This window comes from Streptomyces sp. Q6 (assembly GCF_036967205.1).
In the GTDB taxonomy this organism is placed as follows: domain Bacteria; phylum Actinomycetota; class Actinomycetes; order Streptomycetales; family Streptomycetaceae; genus Streptomyces; species Streptomyces citrinus.
Genome location: NZ_CP146022.1, coordinates 4,181,482 through 4,203,146, shown reverse-complemented (window position 1 = coordinate 4,203,146; position 21,665 = coordinate 4,181,482). Strand labels below are relative to the sequence as shown.

The window sequence follows — 21,665 nt, the reverse complement described above, 5'->3', positions numbered from 1 at the left end:
GTATGCGGCGAGGAAGCGGTTGCGCGCGCGTGCCGCACGGCACACCTCACCCCACGCAGTACGTGGTGGAGTACGGGCGCCGTTCAGGCAGCGAGACGGAACGTGTCCGCGGCGGGCGGCCCGCGCCGGCTCACGGAGTGCTGAAGTACCGCGGCCCGCAGGACGGGGGGCGCGGCGAACCCCGTACGCGGCAGCCCGCGCGACAGCCCCCGGGCGCACCCGGGAGACCCGCGCGCAGGGCGCGTACGAGAGCGAGGGCGGCACGCAGGGAGCGGATGGGAGCCCCGGCCGCGACGCCGTGCGCCGACACCTTAGAGAGCCGCACGATCCGGCCCAGGGCGAGGTCGCCGTGGCGCATCAGCCACCCGGCGCCGACCGCGGCCAGCAGGTGTCCGATGAGCATGGGCAGCGACGGCAGCAGCGCCATCGACGGACCGGCCGCGCCTCCCATGTCGTGGTGGACGGCACCGGGCGCCACGCCCGCGTCGTCGAGGATCCGCCGCGCCTGCGCCGGGCTGAGCGCCGAAGCGCCGGCCCCGCACATCAGCCGCGCGGCCCGCTCCACGACGGAGGGTTCCGTCGCGCTCATGGTCATGGAGCCGTGCTGCCCCAGCCCGAACAGGCTGTGCAGGCCGATCTGCCCGATCCCCAGCGTGCAGGCGATGCCCGCCAGCGACCGCTCGCGGCCGGCCAGCGGGGTGGCCACACAGAAGGCGCCGAGGAAGCCCAGGACGAGCGTCCACGGGGCGACACCGGCGGTCGAACCGAGGACGTGCCCCGCCGCGGACAGCACGACGCAGACCGCGGCGAACACCGCGGCCCTCAGCAGCCGGAGATCGGCCGGGCTGTGCGTCTGGCGCTGGTGGGGGGCAGGCATGGCGGGCTCATCATCCCACTGGGCCCGCCCGCTCCGTACGGCAGGTCCGCAAGGTCCGGAATCTTCCGTACACCGCCGCCCGGGGTGCGCGCGTCGGCCGTATGGGCGGTATCACGTCAACTCCCTGATTGCGCAGGGCCGATGATGGCAATACGTATCGGTATGTCGAGCCGCGGCCAGGAGGCTGGAGCATGAGCATCTGGTGGTCCCTCCATCTGCGGCGCGAGGCTGCGAGCGTGCCGCTGGCCCGACGCCTCCTCATGGGCACCATGGAGACCGCGGGGGTCGATCCGGAGATCTCCTACGACCTGTCGGTCGCGCTCAGCGAGGCGTGTGCGAACGCGGTCGAGCACGGCGGCGCCGCGGCCGGTCCCGGGGAGACCTCGGGCGCGTACCGGGTCACCGCTTACCTGGACGGCGAGAAGTGCCGCATCGAAGTGGCCGATTCGGGCCCGGGGTTCCCGGCCCTGCGCGGCCGCGCGGTCGTCCGCCCGGCGCCCGACCAGGCGGAGAACGGGCGCGGGCTGTGTCTCATCCAGGAACTCGCGGACCACGTGCGCTTCGTGAACAGACCCGGCCGGGGCGGCGCCGTGGTCAGCTTCGACAAGATCCTCAAGTGGCGGGAGGACGCACCGCTCGTGGCGGTGTGACGAAGGGCCGCGGACATCCTTCGTCCACGGCCCCTCAGCGAACGCGTCGCTTTAAGTCGCGATCAGCCCTTCAGGCCGGCCATCCACGCCTCGACCTCGTCGGCCCGGCGCGGCAGCCCGTCCGACAGGTTCCGGTTGCCGTCCTCCGTGACGAGGATGTCGTCCTCGATCCGGACGCCGATGCCCCGGTACTCCTCGGGCACCGTCAGGTCGTCGGCCTGGAAGTACAGACCGGGCTCCACGGTGAGGCACATGCCGGGCTCCAGCGTGCCGTCCACGTACGCCTCGGTCCGCGCGGCCGCGCAGTCGTGGACGTCCATGCCGAGCATGTGGCCCGTGCCGTGCAGCGTCCAGCGGCGCTGCAGGCCGAGCTCCAGGACGCGCTCGACCGGGCCCTCGACCAGACCCCACTCGACGAGCTTCTCGGCGAGCACGCGCTGCGCGGCGTCGTGGAAGTCGCGGTACTTGCCGCCCGGCTTCACGGCCGCGATACCGGCCTCCTGGGCCTCGTACACGGCGTCGTAGATCTTCCGCTGGATCTCGCTGAAGCGGCCGTTGATCGGCAGCGTGCGCGTGACGTCGGCGGTGTAGTACGTGTGCGTCTCCACACCGGCGTCGAGCAGCAGCAGGTCGCCGGAGCGGACCGGGCCGTCGTTGCGGACCCAGTGCAGGGTGCAGGCGTGCGGGCCGGCGGCGCAGATCGAGCCGTAGCCGATGTCGTTGCCCTCCACGCGCGCGCGGAGGAAGAACGTGCCCTCGATGTAGCGCTCGGACGTGGCCTCGGCCTTGTCGAGGACCTTCACGACGTCCTCGAAGCCGCGCACCGTGGAGTCGACGGCCTTCTGGAGCTCGCCGATCTCGAACGCGTCCTTCACGATCCGCGCCTCGGAGAGGAAGACCCGCAGCTCCTCGTCGCGCTCCGCGGTGACCTTGTCGGTCAGGGCGGCCTCGATGCCGGCGTCGTAGCCGCGGACGACCCGGACCGGGCCGGTGGCGCCGCGCAGCGCGTCGGCGAGCTCGCGGACGTCGGAGGCGGGGATGCCGTACAGCTTCTCGGCCTCGCCCAGCGAGTGGCGGCGGCCGACCCACAGCTCGCCCTGGCCGTCGAGCCAGAACTCGCCGTTCTCACGGTTCGAGCGCGGCAGCAGGTAGATGGTCGCCCGGTGGCCGTCGGCCACGGGCTCCATGACGAGGACGCCGTCCTCCGTCTGGTTGCCGGTCAGGTACGCGTACTCGACGGAGGCGCGGAAGGCGTACTCCGTGTCGTTCGAGCGGGTCTTGAGGTTGCCCGCGGGCACCACGAGGCGCTCGCCCGGGAAGCGCGCGGACAGCGCGGCACGGCGGGCGGCGGTCTCGGCGGCCTGGGCGATCGGCCGCAGGTCGTGCAGCTCGGTGTCCGCCCAGCCGGACTGCATGTTCTCGGCGAGCTCGTCGGACACGCCCGGGTAGAGGCCGTTCTTGCGCTGCTTGATGGGCTCTTCGTCCGGGGTCTCCGGGGTGAGCTCCTCCGTCACGGTTCCTCCTGAATTACGGCCTGAGTACGGCAATGGACCCCCTCCATCGTACGAGCGTACGGAAGGGGGTCCAGGGCCGGAGGGCCTGTTACACACAGCTCCGGGAGGTCACTCGAAACGTGCCGCGAGCAGCACGACGTCCTCGTCGCTGTCGACCGCGTCGAGCCCGTCGGGCAGGACCGCGCGCAGCACGTGGTCGGCGATCGCGCCGGGGTCGTCGCGGAGCGGCTTGGGGACGCTCGCGGCGGCCGCGTGCAGCCGGGCGAAGGAGCGGTCCATGGGGTCACCGGTGCGGTGCAGCAGGCCGTCCGTGTAGAGCAGTACGGTCTCGCCGGGCTCGGGCGTGATCTCCACGCTCGGCGCCTCCCAGCAGGCGAGCATCCCGAGCGGCGCCGACAGGGTCGTCTCCGCGAACTCGGTGCGCCGCTCACCGATCACCAGCGGCGGGCTGTGCCCGGCGCCCGCGAGGACGATCTTCCGCTGGGCGGGCTCGCAGTAGGCGAAGAGGGCGGTCGCGCTGCGCGCGGGCTCGGTCAGGCGCAACAGGAGCTCCAGGTCGGACAGGACCGCGACCGGGTCCTCGCCCTCCATCACCGCGTACGCCCGCAGGGAGGCGCGCAGCCGGCCCATCGCGGCGACCGCGCTCGCGCCGGAGCCGGTGACCGAGCCGACCGCGAGCCCGAGCGCCCCTCGGGCAGCGGCAGCGCGTCGTACCAGTCGCCGCCGCCGCGCGGTCCCGTGCGGTGCCGCACGGCGAGCTGCACGCCCGCGACGCGGGGCAGCCGGGCGGGCAGCAGCTCGTCGGACATCGTGCGCGACCACGCGCGCGTGCGTTCGAGTTCGAGGAGGCGGGCCAGGTGCTCGGTGGCGTAGCGCGCGTACAGGCCGATGAGGTGGCGCTGGCGCTCGACGGGTTCGGCCGGCTCGTCGTAGAGCCAGACGGCGGCGCCGAGCCGGCCCGCGGCGTCGGTGGCGAGCGGCAGCGCGTAGCTCGCGGCGTAGCCCAGGCGCGCGGCGACCTCGCGGTGGCGCGGGTCGAGTCCGTCCTCGGAGAGCAGGTCGGCACGGGACTCGGGGTCGGTGGTGAGCCCGTCCAGGATCCGCCCGAACGACGTCGCGCCGCGCGGGACCGTCTCGATGTGCCCGAGGTCGGGCCGGGACAGGCCGAGGCCGACGGTGGTGTCGGGGCCGAGACCGTCGGCCGGTTCGAGCACGACAAGACCGCGCCGGGCGCCCACCAGGGCGGCTCCGGCGCGCAGCAGTTCGTGCAGTGCGTCCTCGAGTGCGGCCGTGCGGGCCAGCCGTTCCGTGAGTTCGTGCAGGGTCGTGAGGTCGGAGACCCAGCCGGCGAGGCGGTCCTGGATCACCGCGGTGGGGGCCGTGGGGGAAGGAGCGACCACGGGCGCCACAGGCGCGGGCGCGACAGTGTGTGCGGGTGGGGGAACCGTTGAATCGATTCCAGCCACTTTCGGGAGGCGTGGGGTTGTCATGGCTTCCGGCTTTCCGACCGGCCCATATTGCTCGATAGCATCGCAAACCCCCATGTCAGCCTATCCAGCGCTGCGCCGCTAGCAATGTCTCCACATCTACACGCACTGGAGAGGGGATGTCCAGCATTGTCCTGCTGGGATTCCTGGTGTCCGTGGTGTTCAAGTGCCTTCTGAGGTAATGCGATCTCTGTTCTCCCTCGCGATCTCGTCCTGATCTCGATCATCCCAAGATGGCCAAAAACTGACGCAGCGAACGGCATATTGCGGTCGACTGGCATTGTTCGACAGAGCGTCATGGCGGCCGCGATGGGTACGTACTCGGTGAAGACCAGGGGCAGTTGGGATCCACCCGGAACCTGGTGAAGGACCCGGGCGTCATAACCATCGACGACCGTGCCCCATCCTCCCGTGGGGGAGGCGGCGAGAAATACGCGGGACGGCAAACGCCAGGCGCCGCCACCCCACGCCAGGCTTTTCAAGGACGCAGCAGGCGCTCGGACTATAGGGGTTCCCCCTGTCTCAGGCCGGTGACTCAGGCTGGGTCAGGCGCTCCAAACACGTACGCGCAGTGACTGATCGACACATGATGTGATGTGGCCCACAGCGTTCTCTTCGGTCAACGGAAAGGAACGAGCGCTCATGCGCGAGATCCTCGGAAGGCGACGCAGGCTCCTGTCCAGGCGTGACAGCGGGAAGTCTGACCTGATCAGCGCGGCCCTCACGTTCGCGACAGCGTGGCAGTGGCCGGTTCTGCCGGGCATAGGGCTCGAGGCGGCGGGACGTCGCGACGGCGTCCGCTGCGCCTGCCCCGACCCGGAGTGCACGGTGCCCGGCGCGCACCCCTTCGACCCGGGGCTGCTCGCCGCGACGACCGACGAGCGCATGGTCCGCTGGTGGTGGACCAACCGTCCCGGCGCGCCCATCGTGCTCGCCACCGGTTCGCCGGCGGGGGCCTCCGGGGGGCGCGCACCCTGCGCGGTGAGCCTCCCGGCGGTAGCGGGCGCCCGTGCTCTCGCGGCACTCGACCGCACCGGCATCCGCCTCGGCCCGGTCGTCGCGACCCCGGAGCGGCTGTCGATCCTGGTGGCGCCGTACTCCATGGAGCAGCTCGGCGAGCTCCTGTACGCGCAGGACTTCGTACCGGGATCGCTGCGCTTCCACGGCGACGGCGGCTACATCGCCCTGCCGCCGTCCACCACGGGCGTCGGCCAGGTGCGCTGGGAGCGTGCGCCGCTGCCCGGTTCGGCGGCGCCGTGGGTGCCCGATGTGGAGGCCGTGGTCGGCGCGGTCGTGGACGCGCTCACTCGTACGGGTGTGAGCGCGCCCGAGTTGTAGCGGTATCGGGCGCGCGGCGCCCTGTCGCGAGGGGTGTGCGCCGATATCTTCGGCGCATGCCTGCCTCGCGCCTTCGTCTGTTCGGACTTCTCGCCGTGGTGGTGCTCACCGCCGCGCTTCCGCTGGCGGGCGCGTCCGCGGGACCCACGGACGACGATCCGGGGCGGCCGACCGCGGAGAAGGCCGAATCAGTACCCGCCGACGCGGGATCGGCGCCCGCCGGCACGCGCGACACGGTCGACGACAAGCTCGACGGCACACCCCGCGACAGGGGCGGCGACGCGGACAGCGACACGGACGGCGAGGGCGGCGAGCCGGACCGTCCGGACTCCCTGCTGAGCGGTCTGGGCCTGTCCACCGCGGCCCAGTGCGGTCCGCAACTCTCCTCCCCGGACGGCATCGAGGCGCAGACCTGTGTGCTCACTCAGGGTCGCGACACCTGGGCGCGCACCTACTACCGCAACGCGACCGGCGCGAACCTGAGCGCCGTCCTGACGCTGATGGCGCCCGGCGGACGCACGGTCCAGATCAATTGCGCGGTGGGCGCGGAGGACGAGCCGGGGATGTGCGAGACGCCGCGCGGGCGGACGCGGGGGAAGCCCGCGCGGTACGCCGCCGTGGCGGAGTACGCGACCGGCGGGGAGGGACCGCTGCTGCTGCGGTCGGGGAGCAACTCGGCGCCGTCGCACGGGGGTTGAGGCATCCGGAGCGGGCGCGGACATGAAAGCGCCCGGTTGCTGGCGACGGGGGATGCACCAGCAACCGGGCTACTTGAACGGTAACAAGAGATCGGCAGTTAGCAAATTCGATCTCTTCTATTCGGACATGGATTTACCTGCAACTACCGCGAGTTGTGACCGGAGTCACCCATTCCGAGTGGGTTTTCCGGGGCCTTTCGAGACCCCGGGCGGCTGACCGGTCGGTCAGTCCGGGCGGACGCTGTGCGTCAGCTGAGCGTCACCTGTCGGTTGGTGAGTCCGCCGCGCGCCCGGCGCTCGTCCGCGGACAGCGGCGCGTCCGTCGCGAGCGCCCCGGCGAGCCGCTCGGCGAACTCGGCGGCGGGCTTCTCGATGTCCTCGGCCTTCATGGAGCTGGGCAGGTCCCACACCGGCACCGTCAGACCGTGCGCCCGGAACGAGCCCACCAGGCGCGTGCCCTCGCCGAGCGACGACGTCCCCGCGGCGTGCAGCCGCGCGAGCGCGTCGAGGAGCTTCTCCTCCTCGTGCGGCATGACCCAGCGCAGATGGTTCTTGTCCGGCGTCTCGCACCAGTAGGCGCTGTCCACACCGGAAAGCTTCACGGTCGGGATCGCCGCGTCGTTGGCCCGCTCCAGGGAGGCGGTGACCTCCGTCGACGCGTTCTCCGAGTCGGGGACCCAGAATTCGAAGCCCGTGTGCACGACCGGCTCGAAAGCGTCCTTCGGGTCGAGCACGTCCTGAAGGCGCGGCCCGTCGGCGGGGGCGCGGCGGGCCTGCACCGGGTTGCCCGGCTCGGCCTCGAGGGCGCGCAGCAGGGTGTCGGCCAGGTCGCGGCTGATGTCGCCGGAGGGCGTGTCGTTCTGGAGGCCGATCAGGACCGAGCCGTCGTCGCGGCGCAGCGCGGGCCACGCCATGGGGAGCACGGTCGCGAGGGTGACGGACGGGATGCCCTCGGGCAGTCCGTCCTTCAGGGCCAGCTCGACGGTCGCGGCGGGCACCAGCTCGCGCAGCGCGACCCAGTCGCCCTCACCGGCGAGGCCCTCGAAGGGGCGCTGCACCAGCTCGGTCACCGCGTGCGCGGCGGCCCGGCCGTGGCAGGCCTTGTAGCGGCGGCCGCTGCCGCAGGGGCAGGGCTCGCGGGCGCCGACAACCGGGATCTCTCCACTGGTGACTTGCGACTTGCCCTTGGTCTGGGGGCGCTTCTTGGCCATCTTGGACGTCTCCCGGATACGGCTCTCGTACGTACGGGCGCGAGCCTATCCGCTCGTACTGACAAGGGTGGGATTCGGCCCAAGTGCCCCGCGCCCGGCGGCGGTCGGGCCGGATCGGTCGGACCGGTCGGGCCGGATCGGTCGGACCGGATCGTAGGTCGTGCCGGTGAGGGCGGAAAGTCGCTCGGGCCGGATCGTCGGTCAGGCCGGATCGTCGGTCAGGCCGGTTTCTCAATCAGGCCAGATCGTCGAAGGCGTCCGCGAAGTCGAGGCCCGCCAGGTCCGAGACCGGTGGTGACGCGATGCGCGACGCGAAGTCGTCCCTGCGGTGCGCGGCCGCCTCCGCGTGCACGTCCTTGTGCACGACCACCCAGACGGTGACCTCGCCGCGCGCGTCGTCCCGTACGCCCCAGTCGTCCGAGAGCGCCGAGATGATGTTGAGCCCGCGGCCGCCGTGCGCGGTGACCGAGGGGGTGGCCGGAACCGGGCGGGTCGGGCCGCCGCCGTCCGTCACCTCGACCGTGAGACAGCCACGGTCGTCGACCCGCCACGCGGCGCGTACGTCCCCGTCACCGGCCAGGTCGTCGCCCAGTGGCCTGCCGTGCCGGCAGGCATTGCTGAGAAGTTCGGAAAGGATCAGAACTGCGTCGTCCACGACCGACTCCGACACTCCGCTCATACGCAGTTGATCGCGCATACGGTGTCGTGCTTCGCCCACGCCCGCAGGGCCATGGGGAACGGCCATGCTCGACGACGCGGGCACCTCCTGTGCCACCACCAACGCCACCCCCGAGACCTCCTTTGCCCCACGCCACGGTGTGGATGCCCCAATGGACTGGACCGGAAACCGGCCAACGCACCCGCGGTGACGCACTCGTAACGATCGAACACGGAGCGAACGCGCCGGAGCACTCCCCGTGACGGCTCGGGGTGAAGGTGGCCGGATCTAGTCCCTTCCCAGGCGGCGCAGAACCGCCGCGGGCCGGTTGGTGATGATCGCGTCGACGCCGAGACGCGCACACAGGTCGATGTCCTCCGGCTCGTTCACCGTCCAGACGTGGACCTGGTGACCCGCGCGCGTGAGCTTCTCGATGTAGGCGGGGTGGTTGCGTACGATCCGGATCCCCGGGCCCGCGATGTGCACCCCCTTGGGGAGACGGCCCTCACGGTGGCGCGGCAGGACGAACTGCATCAAGTAGACCGTCGGCAGCGTCGGGGACGCCTCCTGGACGCGCGACAAGGAACGGGCCGAAAAACTCATCACGCGTACCGGCGACGGCTCGTCCGGGGGCGGCGCGTCCAGACCGAACCGCTTGAGCAGGAGCAGCAGCCGCTCCTCCACCTGGCCCGCCCAGCGCGTGGGGTGTTTGGTCTCGATGGCCAGCTCCACGCGGCGGCCCGCGTCGGCGACGAGTTCGAGGAGCCGCTCCAGGGTCAGGACCGAGGTGTCGGCGGCACCCCCGGTGGAGCCTCCCGTGCGGTCGGGCGCCTCGTCGCGGTCCAGGTCCTTCCAGGAGCCGAAGTCGAGGGCGGCGAGATCCGCGAGTTCCAGGGCCGAGACCGCGCCTCGGCCGTTCGACGTACGGTTGACGCGGCGGTCGTGCACACAGACGAGATGGCCGTCCGCCGTGAGCCGCACGTCGCATTCGAGGGCGTCGGCGCCGTCCTCGATCGCCTTCTTGTATGCGGCCAGCGTGTGCTCGGGGGCGTCCTCCGAGGCACCGCGGTGGGCGACGACCTGGATGCGTTGCTGTCGTGCGTGGGTCACCGCGTCATGGTGCCACCGCGCGGCGGGGCGCAGGGAAAACTCGGCCTAGCGGATGCGTCCGTTTCGCCGGACATAAAGGATGGCACCGGACGCACAGGAACGTCTTATGGTGCCCTGACGTCCGGTGGGAAAAGCTGACGACGTACAACTGCACAACCGGACCGTGACAGGACCATGCCGGAACGGCGGGTGACAGCGACTGTCCCGGGACCGCTGTAGAGATCGGGTTCGATCGAAACAGACCGGACCCGAGGCACCTTCCACCAGACCCGACCGGCGAAGACAGCCGTGGATCGAGGAGAGAAAGCTGTGAGCACCGAGAACGAGGGCACTTCGGTCCCCCCGGCCCCGTCCGCACCTCCCGTGCCGGTGGACGCTCCCGCTGCTCCCGCGCCGGCCCCGGCCGGACCCGCGCCGTCGGCCCCGCAGGGCGCCGGACACGACACGGTGAGCCAGGGAGCGGTGCCCGCCGGCCATGAGGCGCCCGCCGCGGCGGCCCCCGGCGAGCACTACGGAGCGGGCGGACCCGCCCCGGCCGGCGACTGGCCGCCCCCGCCGCCGGCCGTGCCGGCGTACGCGTCGGGCGGTGGCGGCGGTTCGTGGGGCTCCTCCTACCAGCAGCCGCAGCCCAAGCCGGGCGGCCGCCGCGGCGGGCTCCTCGCCGGGGTCATCGCGGCCGCGCTGATCGCGGGCGCGGTCGGCGGCGGCGTGGGCTACTGGGCCGCCGAGCGCGGCGACGACGCGGGCACCGGCTCGACGACCGTCTCCGCCTCCAACCCGGCCGACCTCAAGCGCGACCCGGGCACCGTGGCGAACATCGCCGCCAAGGCGCTGCCCAGCACGGTCACCATCGAGGCCGAGGGGTCCAACGGCGAGGGCGGCACCGGCACGGGCTTCGTGTACGACAAGGAAGGCCACATCCTCACCAACAACCACGTGGTGGCGGAGGCCGTCGACGGCGGCAAGCTGTCGGCGACCTTCTCGAACGGCAAGAAGTACGACGCCGAGGTGATCGGCCACGCGCAGGGCTACGACGTCGCGGTCATCAAGCTGAAGAACGCGCCGGACAACCTCAAGCCGCTCACGCTCGGCAACTCGGACCAGGTCGCGGTCGGCGACTCGACCATCGCGATCGGCGCGCCCTTCGGCCTGTCGAACACGGTGACCACGGGCATCATCTCCGCCAAGGACCGCCCGGTGGCCTCCAGCGACGGCTCGGGCAGCAGCAAGGCCTCGTACATGAGCGCCCTCCAGACCGACGCGTCGATCAACCCGGGCAACTCCGGCGGCCCGCTGCTCGACGGCAACGGCAGCGTGATCGGCATCAACTCCGCCATCCAGTCCGCCTCCAGCGGTGGCCTGGGCGGTTCGGGCCAGTCCGGTTCGATCGGCCTCGGCTTCGCCATCCCGATCAACCAGGCCAAGATGGTCGCCCAGCAGCTCATCAAGACCGGCGAGCCGGTCTACCCGGTGATCGGTGCCTCGGTCTCCCTGGAGGAGGGCACCGGCGGCGCGAAGATCACCGAGCAGGGCGCGAGCGGCTCCGCGGCGGTCACGCCGAACGGTCCGGCCGCCAAGGCGGGACTCAAGTCCGGCGACGTGATCACCAAGCTGGACGACCAGGTCATCGACTCGGGACCGACCCTGATCGGCCAGATCTGGACGCACAAGCCGGGCGACACCGTGAAGCTCACGTACACGCGCGACGGCAAGGAGCGCACGGTCGACGTGACCCTCGGCGAGCGCAAGGGCGACAGCTGACGGACCCCGCGACCGGACCCGCTACCCTGGTCCCGCGCTCACGACGGTCGGCACGACCGTCGAGGGGGCGCGGGGTGGGTTGCCCGAGCGGCCTAAGGGAACGGTCTTGAAAACCGTCGTGGCGCGAGTCACCGTGGGTTCAAATCCCACACCCACCGCACGCAGGTCAGCGTAGACGCTGGTCAGAAGGGGTGCCCCGGTCTCCGGGGCACCCCTTTCGCGTTGAGCCTGTCTCACCCTTTCTCGCCGGTATCCCACCGTTGACCAGTACGTATGGGCCATCTGTGGGCCAGGATCAGGGCGCTTCGTCCTCGTCGAGCGCGCGGGCGATCAGGTTGTTGGAACGCTGCTGACCGCCCTTCAGGATCTTTGCGTAGAAGCGGTACAGCACAGCGATGCTGTGGCCGGCGCGCGCGGCGACCTCCGCAGGGTCGACCCCGGATTTGATCCAGAGGGACACGCAAGCGTGCCGCAGGGAGTAGGGAACCTCGGCCAGGGGGGACTCGACCTCAGCTTCGGTGAGCACGGCCTCCCGCGCTCTGTCCCAGATGAAGCAGTACTCAGTGGACGCGACACGGCCACCCCGGGAGGCATGGAAGAGCCGGCCGTCCTCTGCGATGCCGTATCGGGCGATGTGCTCGCGGAGCAGGTGAACGAGCACGGGCGGAATGGGGACGGTGCGCGTGGCACCACTCCGGCGGTGCTTGAGACCGCGCTTCTCATAGGCCGTGCCCTCGTCCGTCCAGCCCCTGCCGACTTCCGGGCGGCTCTCACCCAGCAGCAGCTCCCCCCACTCGTCCACGCTGTCGGGAGAGTTGGGAGGCAGGACGCAGTCCGACCGCTTGAGAGCGACGATCTCGCCAGGGCGCATCGCCGCGTAGTAGAGGCACCCGAAGAACGCATGCAGATGCGCGCCGCGCGCGCTGTGGTCGCGGACGGCTCCAAGGAGAGCGCGTGCCTGAGAAGGGCCGGGCACGAACCGGAAATCGATCTCGGCATCGGTCTCGGGCGGAGTCCAGTCGATGCGGAGCAGCGGGTTCGCTCCGAGGAGCCCCTTCTCGTCCACGGTGTAGCGGAGCAAGTTGCTCAGCACCATGCGCTTTCGCCTCACGGTGTTCTCGGCAGCGTCCTTGCCGTCCAGTCGAAGGGCGAGAGCTTCAAGGCCGGGCCGGAGGAGCGCGGGGTCTTCGAGGTCTTTGACCTTGCGCGAGTTCTCGGCGATCCAGTCGAGCGCGGCCCGTATTTCGGCCGGCGGTTCCTCGGCGAGGTGCCGCGGGACCCAAGTTCCTTCAGTTCCCCGCATGGCGCGGAAGGCCCATTGGTACAACGCCGCGCGGAGTACGGCGGGTTGGGGAAAACCCCGCTTGCTGGTGACAAGCGTGGGGGTCACTACGGCGAGCGATTCCGCGATGCTCGCTCGGTGCTTCGCGGCGGCGCGGGGCCACTTCATGAGTACGTACTCGGTGGCGTGCTCGAACCACGTGGGGGACGTACGTGCCATCAACTCGGCTGCCGGGAGACCTGTCTCCTCGTCGAATTGCTGGTGCTCGCGGAGCGCGGTCATCAGCTCTGCTCGACGTCCGTCGGCTTGCGGCTTGCGGCTTGAGCTTGAAGCTCCGGGAGTGCGGACGCTCGCCGACGCGCCACCAGAGCTCACAGTCGCCGACTGTCACGTAGATAGGTCGACGAAAGTTCGGACCCCTGAGGTTCTTCCAATCTGTAGGCGGAGCCCGCCAGCCGGTTGCCCCCGGGGCGCGACGCTGCATCATTGCGATCGCGCAGGCCACCGTCGCCCCTTCATCTCGCCGCAGCCCCAGAATGGAAAAGCCACCGAACCGCCTAGACGAAATCTGGAACCTCACGTTCCCCTCAAGGAATTCCAAGAGATCTTGCTTCTTGGTGAATATCGCTACAGGATCAGCAACCGCGACCGGGGGATCGCTTCGGGCACCCCCCCACGCCCGACCAACAGGGGGAATTTAATGCGCATCACACGATCGGCTGCACTGCTGCTTGCGCCAATTACTGCAATAGCCGCACTGGCTACGGCCGGCCAGCATTTTCCGCGGACGGTACGCCGGAGCCAGTGATTGTCGAGACGGCACCTCCGGCGGAGCCTGAGGAGGCGGACCTCGATGAGGCGGGGGCCAGCGAGGCGGACCAGGTGCCCACAGAAGCGCCGCCGAAGGCCCCAGAGGTTCCGCCCAAGGAGGCGTGCGAGGACGACTATTTTTGGGAGTCCACAGCAAAGTACAAGGACTACCGCAAGGGTGTAGGTGCTACGCAGGTGAACACCAACGCCACATCGCGCACCGGCAAGTCGTCATTCACCTCTGAAGCGACTGGGACTGTCACGGTTGGCGTCAGTGGCAAGCTAAAGACCAAGGCATCCATAGCGGTTGCCGAGATCGAGACGGAGTACAGCGTCAATCTCTCCGTCAGCCTTACCGCCAAGATCGGAAATACGTACACGATTGACACTCCGCCCCACACCACAACAAATGCCCGGTGCGGGGTGTACCGCTTGAAGACGGCCGGTTACAGCCAGTATCATTACGCAAACTGCACCAAGGGCGTAAAGCACAACGCGACTCTTTATTCGCCTCATGAAATTAGCTGGTATGTATGGGAGGCGAAGGCATAATGCCCCGAAAGGCTCTCGCGGGAGTCAGCCTCATCGTTGCAGCCTCTCTGCCAATGGCCACCGCGTGCTCGTCAGATCATTCCAGCACTAGCCGTACGCCTTCAAAATCCAGTGAGACGGCCACTCCCGGCGAGCCGAAAGCTGAAACGCCTACCGGCCCCCCTGTTAGCGTCCCACCAGAATTGGATCGGGGCGAGTCATTCGCCGCTCGCCGTGGCGAGACCCAGGGAAACAAAACCTTTCCATTTTCCAGCGGAAAAAAGGGTGATGCCCTCATTGTCGCCGTACGATGTCAAGGCGCGGGAACGCTGAAGGTAGCGGTCACCACGAGGCACACTAGTTTCCCCCTTGTATGCGCAGACGGGGAAGTGAAAACCACCTACAACATGCTCAACGTGCCAGGAGCAGAAAAGAGCGGAAAGGTCACGGTGGCGGCCCCCTCAGGGGTGCATTGGTCCATGACCATAGGACGTGGCGATCCACCGCAAAGCGAAGGTTAGGGCTCAGCCCGGGGTGTGCATTAGCCGAGAATCGTTCCATTCCAAGGACGCCGGCACCACGGGCTACGCCGAGGTCATGCGAAGCCGAAGCTGTTTGAGGAGCCCTGATTCCCGGCGTGTGGGCCAGAAGGCGTCACTGAGTGGTCGCTTCCTCCCCTGACCTGCGCATACGCACGGCCTCCTCGCCGGTCGTGAAAACCGTCGTGGCGCGAGTCACCGTGGGTTCAAATCCCACACCCACCGCAGCAGGTTGAAGGCCCCCGACCGGGAATCGGTCGGGGGCCTTCGCCGTGCCGGGGCGGCGGGAGTCAGCCGCCCGTCGTGAGGCGGGCCGCCGAGGCGATCGTCGAGCGGGCCTCGCGTTCCGTCAGGCCCGTGCGGACCGCCGCGTCGGTCAGGGCGTCGGCGAGGGTGTCGCCGAGGCCGCTCTCGTAGGCGCGGCAGGCCGCCCAGAAGAGGCGGGTGTTGCGCTGGCCCTCGTGGGCGCCCAGGACGAACTGGACGAGGCCCGCGCCGTGGTGGCCGGGCGGTCCGGGCGTGGGATGGTGCGTGCGCGGTGGGGGCGTGAGCAGGCGCAGAAGCGCCGGGGGGCACGGCGCGGGCGGCAGGTGGGCGGTGCCGGGGACCGTGCTGTAGACGCCGTGCTCGGTGCGGGAGCCGGGGCCCACCAGGTAGCCGCCGGCGCCGCGGATGTCGATGCCGGGGGCGAGACGGCCCGCCGAGTTGGGCACCACCACGTCGGGCGGACCGGAGAGCCACAGATGGCGGCCGCCGCTGGGGGTGGCCACGACCACGGTCTCCGGGATGGTGAAGAGGTGCCGTAAGGCCAGCTCACGCAGTGAAGCGGAGGAATCCGTACCGGACTTGGTGTCGAGGTCGACGCCGATCAGGTGGTGCGGGGGCAGGCCGCACGCGATGCCGTAGCCGGTCGCCCGGGGCGCGGCGGCGAACAGTGCGCGGATGCGGCGCGGATCGGTCGTCGCGTCGTACACGCCATGGCCGGGAAGCCCGCACTCGCCGTGGCAGCGCGGCTTCCAGGGAGGGTCGTCGCGGTGGGGGGACGGCAGCGCGGGGAGCTTCGTGCGGGAGAGCGGGATGACCGCGAGCCCGCGTTCCGCGGCGGACAGCGCGTGCGCGAGGGCCAGGGTCGTCAGGGCCGCGGAGGACGCGGCGGGGACGGAGAAGGGCGGGTGCCGGTCGGTGGTGGCCATACCCCTATGTTCGTACGAGTGTTCGAAAGAGGGAAGGGGGGTGGTCCGTACGAGGAGGCTATTTACCAAAAATGTGCCGAAACGCTTCATCCCGTGGGGGGACCGGACGGTGATCGTCCGCAAGTGGCGCACTCACGGCTGAGCTGGGGGTTTGTGGGCGTGAAGCAGGTTTATCGACTTGTCCTCACGCTTGCGAGGGAATGGGAGCTTCCGGGGTGGTTCGCCGGGGATTCGGTGGGCAACTCTGGTCTCGCGACGTCGTGAACATCACCGAGGCGGTCGGCCAACTGCCTTGGAACTACCCGTAATTCCCCGGGGCGCCGGACCCCCCGTCCGGTCACCCGGTGCGTACTTCCTTCTGGAGGAACAGACATGGCTTCCATCCGTACCGCCCGCGTCATCGCCGCCGTCTCCGCCCTGCCCCTCGCCGCCGCTCTCTTCTCCGGGGTGGCGATGGCCGACAATGGCTCGTTCGCGGACAACGGATCGAACGCGGGTGTGGCGACGGTCAGCGGCAGCGGCGTCGGGCACGACAACAACGGCAACTCGTCCACCACGCAGCAGCAGGCCGTGGGCAACGGCGCCTCGAACCAGAACAACACGGCTCAGGTGAACGGTTCCGCGTTCACCGCCATCGAGCAGGGGAACTCGAACATCCAGGTGAACTTCACCGAGCTCTGGTAGCCCTGGCACCCTCGCCCGGCGGGGGACTTCCGTGGGGTGTGTGACCGTCCGCGCGGCGGCGCTTCGGCGCCGCCGCGCAGGCGTGTCCGCGGCCGCCCGGCCGGCCGCGCGCGGTGCGGTCGATCTCTTGACACCCAACAGTATCTGACGGACAGTCAGAAACCCTTGGGCGTACGAGCCGACCTCGTACGCGGTCCGTCCGGGAGGTCGTCGCCGTGCACCTCGCCCCCACCGCGCGCCAGCGCGAGCTCCGTGCCCGACTGCGCGCGCGTTTCCGTACGTTGATGCCGGACGGGCCGCCCGCGAGCGACGACGTCGCCGGTCAGCGCGCGGTGCTGCGCAGGCTCGGCGCGGAAGGGCTCCTCGGGCTCGGCTGGCCCGTCGAGTACGGCGGCCAGGGGCGCGGCGCCGACGAGCAGTTCGTCTTCTTCGACGAGGCGTACCGCGCGGGCGCACCGGTCTCCATGGTCACGCTCAACACCGTCGGTCCTACGTTGATGAAGTACGGGAGCGAGGAGCAGAAGGCCTTCTTCCTGCCCCGCATCCTCAGCGGCGATCTCGTCTTCGCCATCGGCTACAGCGAGCCGTCCGCCGGTACCGACCTCGCCGCGCTGCGCACGCGCGCGGTGCGGGACGGCGCGAGCGGCGACTGGGTCGTCGACGGCCAGAAGGTCTTCACGTCCAACGCCCAGAACGCCGACTGGATCTGGCTCGCCTGCCGTACCGACCCGGACGCGCCCAAGCACCAGGGCATCTCGATCATCCTCGTGCCGACCGACGCCCCCGGGTTCTCGTGGACGCCGATCGAGACCGTCGGCGGGCTCACCACGACGGCCACGTACTACGACGGGATCCGCGTGCCCGGCTCGAACCTGGTCGGGGAGGAGCACGGCGGCTGGGGTCTGATCACCAACCAGCTCAATCACGAGCGGGTCGCGCTCGCCGCGATCGGGATGCAGGCCGAGGACTTCTACGCGCGGGTGCTCGCCGCCGCCCGTACCCCCGATCCGGTGACGGGCGAGCGCCGCGTTGACTCGACTTGGGTCCGTTCTCAGCTGGCCGAGGTGCATGCCCGGCTGGCGGCGACGCGCCTGCTCAACTGGCGTCTGGTCCAGGACGTGGGGGCCGGCCGACTGGCCCCGGGGGACGCCAGCGGCGTGAAGTTCGCGGGAACGGAATCGGCGATCGAGACGTATCGCATGTGTCAGCGGATCGCGGGCGATGCTGGATGGGTGCGGGCCGGATCGCCGGGGGCGTTCGGGGGGACGGGTGACGGGGACGACGGGGGGAGCGCCGTGGGGGACGGCGAGTTGGAGCGGATGAACCGGGCGGCGCAGATCAACACGTTCGGGGGCGGGGTGAGCGAGGTGCAGCGGGAGATCGTGGCCACCATGCGGCTCGGGATGAAGCGGGGGAGGCGATGAGCGTGGTGTCGTCGGCGCGGCAGGGGGAGCTGTCGTACGAGGAGTTGCGGGGGTTCGAGGGGCGCGTCGCCGCCACCGCGAGTCCGGGCAAGGACCCGGTGAACGCGCCGATGATCCGGCACTGGTGCGAGGCCATGGGCGACACCGGTCCGGCCTACCAGGGGCCGGACGCCATAGCGCCGCCGACCATGTTGCAGGCCTGGACGATGGGCGGCCTGTCGGGGTACGAGGGGCGCTCCCCCGCCCACGACGAGCTGTTCGCGCTGCTCGACGGGGCGGGATACACCTCGGTCGTCGCGACCGACTGCGAGCAGGAGTATCTGCGGCCGCTGCGGCCCGGGGACGAGATCACGTACGACTCGGTGATCGAGTCGGTCTCCCCGCTGAAGACGACGAAGCTGGGGACGGGGCACTTCGTCACGACCCGGATGGACGTCCGGGCGAACGGCGAGCTCGCCGGGACGCATCGGTTCCGGATCCTCAAGTACGCGCCCGCGGGGAGGGCTGGTTCGCGTACGGCGACGGCCGGTTCCGCCGTGGCCGGCGCCGAGAGGAAGCTGCGGCCGCGGCCCGTCGTGAACCGGGACAACGCGGGGTTCTGGGAGGGCGTCGCGGAGCACCGGCTGCTCATCCAGCGCTGCCGGACCTGCGAGACCCCCCGCTTCCCGTGGCTGCCGGGGTGCAACGCGTGCGGGGGGCAGGAGTGGGACGCCGTCGAGGCGAGCGGCCTGGGCACGGTCTTCTCGTACGTGGTCATGCACCACCCGCCCTTCCCCGCCTTCGACCCGCCCTACGCGGTCGGGCTGGTGGAGCTGGCCGAGGGGGTGCGGATCGTGAGCAACGTCGTCGGGGTGCCGTACGACAAGGTGCGCATCGGGATGCCGGTGCGGCTCGAATTCCTGCGCGTGGACGACGAGTTGGAGCTGCCCGTGTTCCGCGCCGTCGAGGGCGGTGAGGCGTGACATGGACTTCACCCCCACCCCGGAGCAGGAGGCGGTACGGGACCTGGCCGCGCGGATCTTCGGCGACCTGTCCACACCGGAGCGGCTCGCGCGGCTCGACGGCGGCACGGACGGCGAGCTGTGGAAGGCGCTGGGCGGCGCGGGCCTGATCGGCGCCGTGGAGGAGACGGGACTGCTCGGGCTCGTCCTGATGCTGGAGGAGCAGGGCAGGACGACGGCCCAGGTGCCGTTCGCGGCGAGCTGTGTGTTCGGGCTGCTCGCGGTGGCCGCGCACGGTGACGCCGAGCAGCGGGAGCGGCTGCTGCCGGGGTTGCGGGACGGCTCGGCCGTGGCGGCGGGGGCGTTTCCCGCGCGCGGTGGGATCGCGGTGGCCCACGGTGAGCATGGTGGGGATGGCGATGCCGGTGGGGATGCCGGTGGGGATGGCGGGGTCGGCGATGGCGGTGGGGATGGTGGGGACGGTGAGGGCAGCGGGGGCGGCAGGGCGCGGCTGACCGGAGTCGTGCCGTGGGTGCCGTGGCTGCGGGACGCGACGCACGTACTGGTGGCGGTGCGTGAGCCGGGTGCGGGGCCGGTGGTCGTGCGTGAGCGGGTTGGGGAGCCGGGCGCGGTGGGCGAGCCGGTTGGGGGAGATGCCGTGCGTGAGCCGGGTGCGGGGGCGCGAAAAGTTGCCCACAGCCTGTGGATGGCGCGCGCGGACGACATCCGGTGCGAGCCGGTCGAGCTCACCGCGCCCTGGTCGGCGGGGCGGCTCGTGCTCGACGGCACGCCGGCCGAGCGGATCGGGGGCCCGCGGGCGTACACGGAGGTGCTCGCGGCGGCGCGGACCGCGTTCGCCGGACTCCAGGCCGGGGTCGGTGCGGGGTCGCTGGCCAGGGCGGTGGCGTACACGAACGAGCGGGAGCAGTTCGGTCGGCCCCTCGCGGTCAAGCAGGGCGTCCAACTCCGCGCGGCGGAGGCGCACATGGACGTCGAGGCGATCCGGGTCACCGCCTACGAGGCGGCCTGGCGGCGGGACGAGGGACTCGCGTACGAGAGCCACGCGCTGACCGCGGCCTGGTGGGCGGCCGAGGCGGGCAAGCGCGTCGTGCACACCGGCCAGCATCTGCACGGCGGCATGGGCGCCGACCTGGACCATCCGGTGCACCGTCACTTCCTGTGGGGTCGGCAGCTCGACGGATATCTGGGGTGCGGGCCCGAACTCCTGCAAGAGCTGGGTGAGTTGGTCGCCGCGAGAGAAGACGTGCCTGTGGGAGGCGAGGTCGCATGAAGACGGGCGAGGAACTGCCGCCGCTGGAGATCCCGATCACCCGGACCCTGATCGTCGCCGGAGCGATCGCCTCGCGCGACTACCAGGACGTGCACCATGACGCGGAGCTCGCCCGGCAGAAGGGCTCGCCGGACATCTTCATGAACATCCTGACGACGAACGGCCTGGTGGGGCGCTACGTCACCGATCACTTCGGCCCCACCGCGACGCTCCGCAAGGTCGCGATACGGCTCGGTGCGCCCAACTATCCGGGAGACACCATGGTGTTGAGCGGACAGATCGCCGAGGTGGACGGGGACACGGCCCGGATACGCATCACCGGCAGGAACGGCATCGGCAACCACGTCACCGGCACGGTCACGGTCACCGTCCCCCAGGGGAGCCCGTCATGAGCGTACGAACCAGGGACTCGCTCGGCGGCCGCGCGGCCATCGCCGGGATCGGCGCCACCGAGTTCTCCAAGGACTCCGGGCGCAGTGAGCTGAAGCTCGCGGTGGAGGCGGTGCACGCGGCGCTCGACGACGCGGGCCTCGCCCCCGCCGACGTGGACGGCATGGTCACGTTCACGATGGACACCAACCCGGAGATCACCGTGGCGCAGGCGGCGGGCATCGGGGAGCTCTCCTTCTTCTCGCGGGTGCACTACGGGGGCGGCGCGGCCTGCGGCACCGTGCAGCAGGCGGCCCTCGCGGTGGCGAGCGGTGTCGCCGAAGTGGTCGTCTGCTACCGGGCGTTCAACGAGCGGTCGGGGCGGCGCTTCGGGTCGGGTGTGCAGCGGCGGGAGCCGTCGGCGGAGGGCGCGGCCCTCGGCTGGAACCTGCCGTTCGGGCTGCTCACCCCCGCGTCCTGGGTGGCGATGGCGGCGCAGCGCTATCTGCACACGTACGGGCTGACCCCCGAGGCGTTCGGTCACGTCGCGGTGGTCGACCGCAAGTACGCGGCGACCAACCCGGCCGCGTACTTCTACGAGAAGCCGATCACGCTCGCCGACCACGCCGCCTCGCGCTGGATCGTCGAACCGCTGCGGCTGCTCGACTGCTGCCAGGAGACGGACGGGGGTCAGGCGATCGTCGTCACCAGCGTCGAGCGGGCCCGCGATCTGGCGCGGCCGCCCGCCGTGATCGTGGCGGCGGCCCAGGGCGCGGGCCGCGCGCAGGAGCAGATGACCAGCTTCTACCGGGACGACCTGACCGGTCTGCCCGAGATGAGCGTCGTGGCACGGCAGTTGTGGCGCACGGCCGGGATCGGTCCAGGGGACATCGACGTCGGCATCCTCTACGACCACTTCACGCCGTTCGTGCTGATGCAGCTGGAGGAGTTCGGGTTCTGCGCGCCCGGTGAAGCGGCCGGCTTCGTCGCCGAGGAGCGGCTGCCCGTCAACACGCACGGCGGGCAGCTCGGGGAGGCGTATCTGCACGGGATGAACGGCATAGCGGAGGCGGTGCGCCAGGTGCGGGGCACGGCCGTGAACCAGCTGCCCGGCGCGGCCACGGCCCTGGTCACCGCGGGCACCGGAGTCCCCACATCGGGTCTGATTCTGGGGTCGGACGGCTGAACCGGAAGCGTGTCCGCGGCCCGGCGACGACGCGGGCCCCTTCACTCGGCCCATGCGCCGACAAAAGATGATCATGGGACTTGTGTCGCTCCTGCTCGGGGTGGGCGTCCT

General features: G+C 70.7%; 17 protein-coding genes, 1 tRNA gene and 2 pseudogenes. 12 read left to right on the top strand and 8 right to left on the bottom strand.

Annotated features, from left to right (window positions below):
* Positions 1 to 83 precede the first annotated feature (83 nt).
* Positions 84 to 877: pseudogene (locus tag V2W30_RS19655) on the bottom strand (hypothetical protein).
* Positions 878 to 1,068: 191 nt separating this feature from the next.
* Between V2W30_RS19655 and V2W30_RS19650 the strand changes: the two are divergent.
* The gene (locus V2W30_RS19650) at positions 1,069 to 1,527 is read left to right on the top strand and encodes an ATP-binding protein (protein WP_338698282.1); all 459 of its coding nucleotides are present in this window, start codon (positions 1,069 to 1,071) and stop codon (positions 1,525 to 1,527) included.
* 62 nt (positions 1,528 to 1,589) lie between these two features.
* Here V2W30_RS19650 and V2W30_RS19645 read toward each other — a convergent pair whose 3' ends face one another.
* Both V2W30_RS19645 and V2W30_RS19640 read right to left on the bottom strand, forming a co-directional pair.
* Positions 1,590 to 3,041, bottom strand: a complete 1,452-nt coding sequence (locus V2W30_RS19645) for an aminopeptidase P family protein (protein ID WP_338698280.1) — start codon at positions 3,039 to 3,041, stop codon at positions 1,590 to 1,592.
* A 108-nt stretch (positions 3,042 to 3,149) separates the two neighbouring features.
* Positions 3,150 to 4,531: pseudogene (locus V2W30_RS19640) on the bottom strand (PP2C family protein-serine/threonine phosphatase).
* Between the two features lie 639 nt (positions 4,532 to 5,170).
* Between V2W30_RS19640 and V2W30_RS19635 the strand changes: the two are divergent.
* Positions 5,171 to 5,866 carry a bifunctional DNA primase/polymerase gene (locus V2W30_RS19635; RefSeq protein ID WP_338698278.1) on the top strand — a complete coding sequence of 232 codons (696 nt, stop codon included), beginning with the start codon at positions 5,171 to 5,173 and terminating at the stop codon, positions 5,864 to 5,866.
* A gap of 56 nt (positions 5,867 to 5,922) precedes the next feature.
* A complete protein-coding gene (locus tag V2W30_RS19630) occupies positions 5,923 to 6,564 on the top strand; it encodes a hypothetical protein (protein WP_338698276.1) in 642 nt (213 codons plus the stop codon).
* A 248-nt stretch (positions 6,565 to 6,812) separates the two neighbouring features.
* On the opposite strand, the gene V2W30_RS19625 is transcribed toward V2W30_RS19630, so the two are convergent.
* From V2W30_RS19625 to V2W30_RS19615, 3 genes are all read right to left on the bottom strand, one after another.
* Positions 6,813 to 7,775 (bottom strand): DUF5926 family protein, encoded by a 963-nt coding sequence (locus V2W30_RS19625; protein WP_338698274.1) that lies wholly within the window; start codon positions 7,773 to 7,775, stop codon positions 6,813 to 6,815.
* Between the two features lie 235 nt (positions 7,776 to 8,010).
* A complete protein-coding gene (locus V2W30_RS19620) occupies positions 8,011 to 8,649 on the bottom strand; it encodes an ATP-binding protein (RefSeq protein ID WP_338698272.1) in 639 nt (212 codons plus the stop codon).
* 72 nt (positions 8,650 to 8,721) lie between these two features.
* Positions 8,722 to 9,543, bottom strand: a complete 822-nt coding sequence (locus V2W30_RS19615; RefSeq protein WP_338698270.1) for a glycerophosphodiester phosphodiesterase — start codon at positions 9,541 to 9,543, stop codon at positions 8,722 to 8,724.
* Between the two features lie 309 nt (positions 9,544 to 9,852).
* Between V2W30_RS19615 and V2W30_RS19610 the strand changes: the two genes are divergently transcribed.
* Positions 9,853 to 11,304: a S1C family serine protease gene (locus V2W30_RS19610; protein ID WP_338698268.1), complete on the top strand. Its 1,452-nt coding sequence runs from the start codon at positions 9,853 to 9,855 to the stop codon at positions 11,302 to 11,304.
* A gap of 73 nt (positions 11,305 to 11,377) precedes the next feature.
* A tRNA-Ser gene (locus tag V2W30_RS19605) sits at positions 11,378 to 11,462 on the top strand.
* A gap of 137 nt (positions 11,463 to 11,599) precedes the next feature.
* On the opposite strand, the gene V2W30_RS19600 is transcribed toward V2W30_RS19605, so the two are convergent.
* On the bottom strand, positions 11,600 to 12,868 hold the full coding sequence (locus tag V2W30_RS19600; protein WP_338698266.1) for a tyrosine-type recombinase/integrase: 1,269 nt from the start codon (positions 12,866 to 12,868) through the stop codon (positions 11,600 to 11,602).
* A gap of 522 nt (positions 12,869 to 13,390) precedes the next feature.
* Here V2W30_RS19600 and V2W30_RS19595 point away from each other — a divergent pair.
* Positions 13,391 to 13,948, top strand: a complete 558-nt coding sequence (locus V2W30_RS19595; RefSeq protein ID WP_338698265.1) for a hypothetical protein — start codon at positions 13,391 to 13,393, stop codon at positions 13,946 to 13,948.
* An 808-nt stretch (positions 13,949 to 14,756) separates the two neighbouring features.
* Here V2W30_RS19595 and V2W30_RS19590 read toward each other — a convergent pair.
* Positions 14,757 to 15,659, bottom strand: coding sequence for a bifunctional DNA primase/polymerase (locus V2W30_RS19590; RefSeq protein WP_338698263.1), 903 nt, complete (start codon positions 15,657 to 15,659; stop codon positions 14,757 to 14,759).
* 372 nt (positions 15,660 to 16,031) lie between these two features.
* Between V2W30_RS19590 and V2W30_RS19585 the strand changes: the two genes are divergently transcribed.
* The 6 genes from V2W30_RS19585 (at position 16,032) to V2W30_RS19560 (ending at position 21,554) form a co-directional block, all read left to right on the top strand.
* The gene (locus tag V2W30_RS19585) at positions 16,032 to 16,343 is read left to right on the top strand and encodes a hypothetical protein (RefSeq protein WP_338698262.1); all 312 of its coding nucleotides are present in this window, start codon (positions 16,032 to 16,034) and stop codon (positions 16,341 to 16,343) included.
* 215 nt (positions 16,344 to 16,558) lie between these two features.
* Positions 16,559 to 17,767, top strand: a complete 1,209-nt coding sequence (locus V2W30_RS19580; protein WP_338698260.1) for an acyl-CoA dehydrogenase family protein — start codon at positions 16,559 to 16,561, stop codon at positions 17,765 to 17,767.
* Entirely contained in the window at positions 17,764 to 18,729 is a 966-nt protein-coding gene (locus tag V2W30_RS19575) for a bifunctional MaoC family dehydratase N-terminal/OB-fold nucleic acid binding domain-containing protein (protein ID WP_338698259.1), read from the top strand. Before V2W30_RS19580 ends, V2W30_RS19575 begins: the two co-directional genes overlap by 4 nt.
* 1 nt (position 18,730) lies before the next feature.
* Complete coding sequence (locus V2W30_RS19570; protein WP_338698258.1) at positions 18,731 to 19,999, top strand: acyl-CoA dehydrogenase family protein; 1,269 nt, start codon at positions 18,731 to 18,733, stop codon at positions 19,997 to 19,999.
* A complete protein-coding gene (locus V2W30_RS19565; protein ID WP_338698256.1) occupies positions 19,996 to 20,391 on the top strand; it encodes a MaoC family dehydratase in 396 nt (131 codons plus the stop codon). The genes V2W30_RS19570 and V2W30_RS19565 overlap by 4 nt, the downstream gene beginning before the upstream one ends.
* Positions 20,388 to 21,554, top strand: coding sequence for a lipid-transfer protein (locus tag V2W30_RS19560; protein ID WP_338698254.1), 1,167 nt, complete (start codon positions 20,388 to 20,390; stop codon positions 21,552 to 21,554). Before V2W30_RS19565 ends, V2W30_RS19560 begins: the two co-directional genes overlap by 4 nt.
* The last annotated feature ends 111 nt before the right edge of the window (positions 21,555 to 21,665 follow it).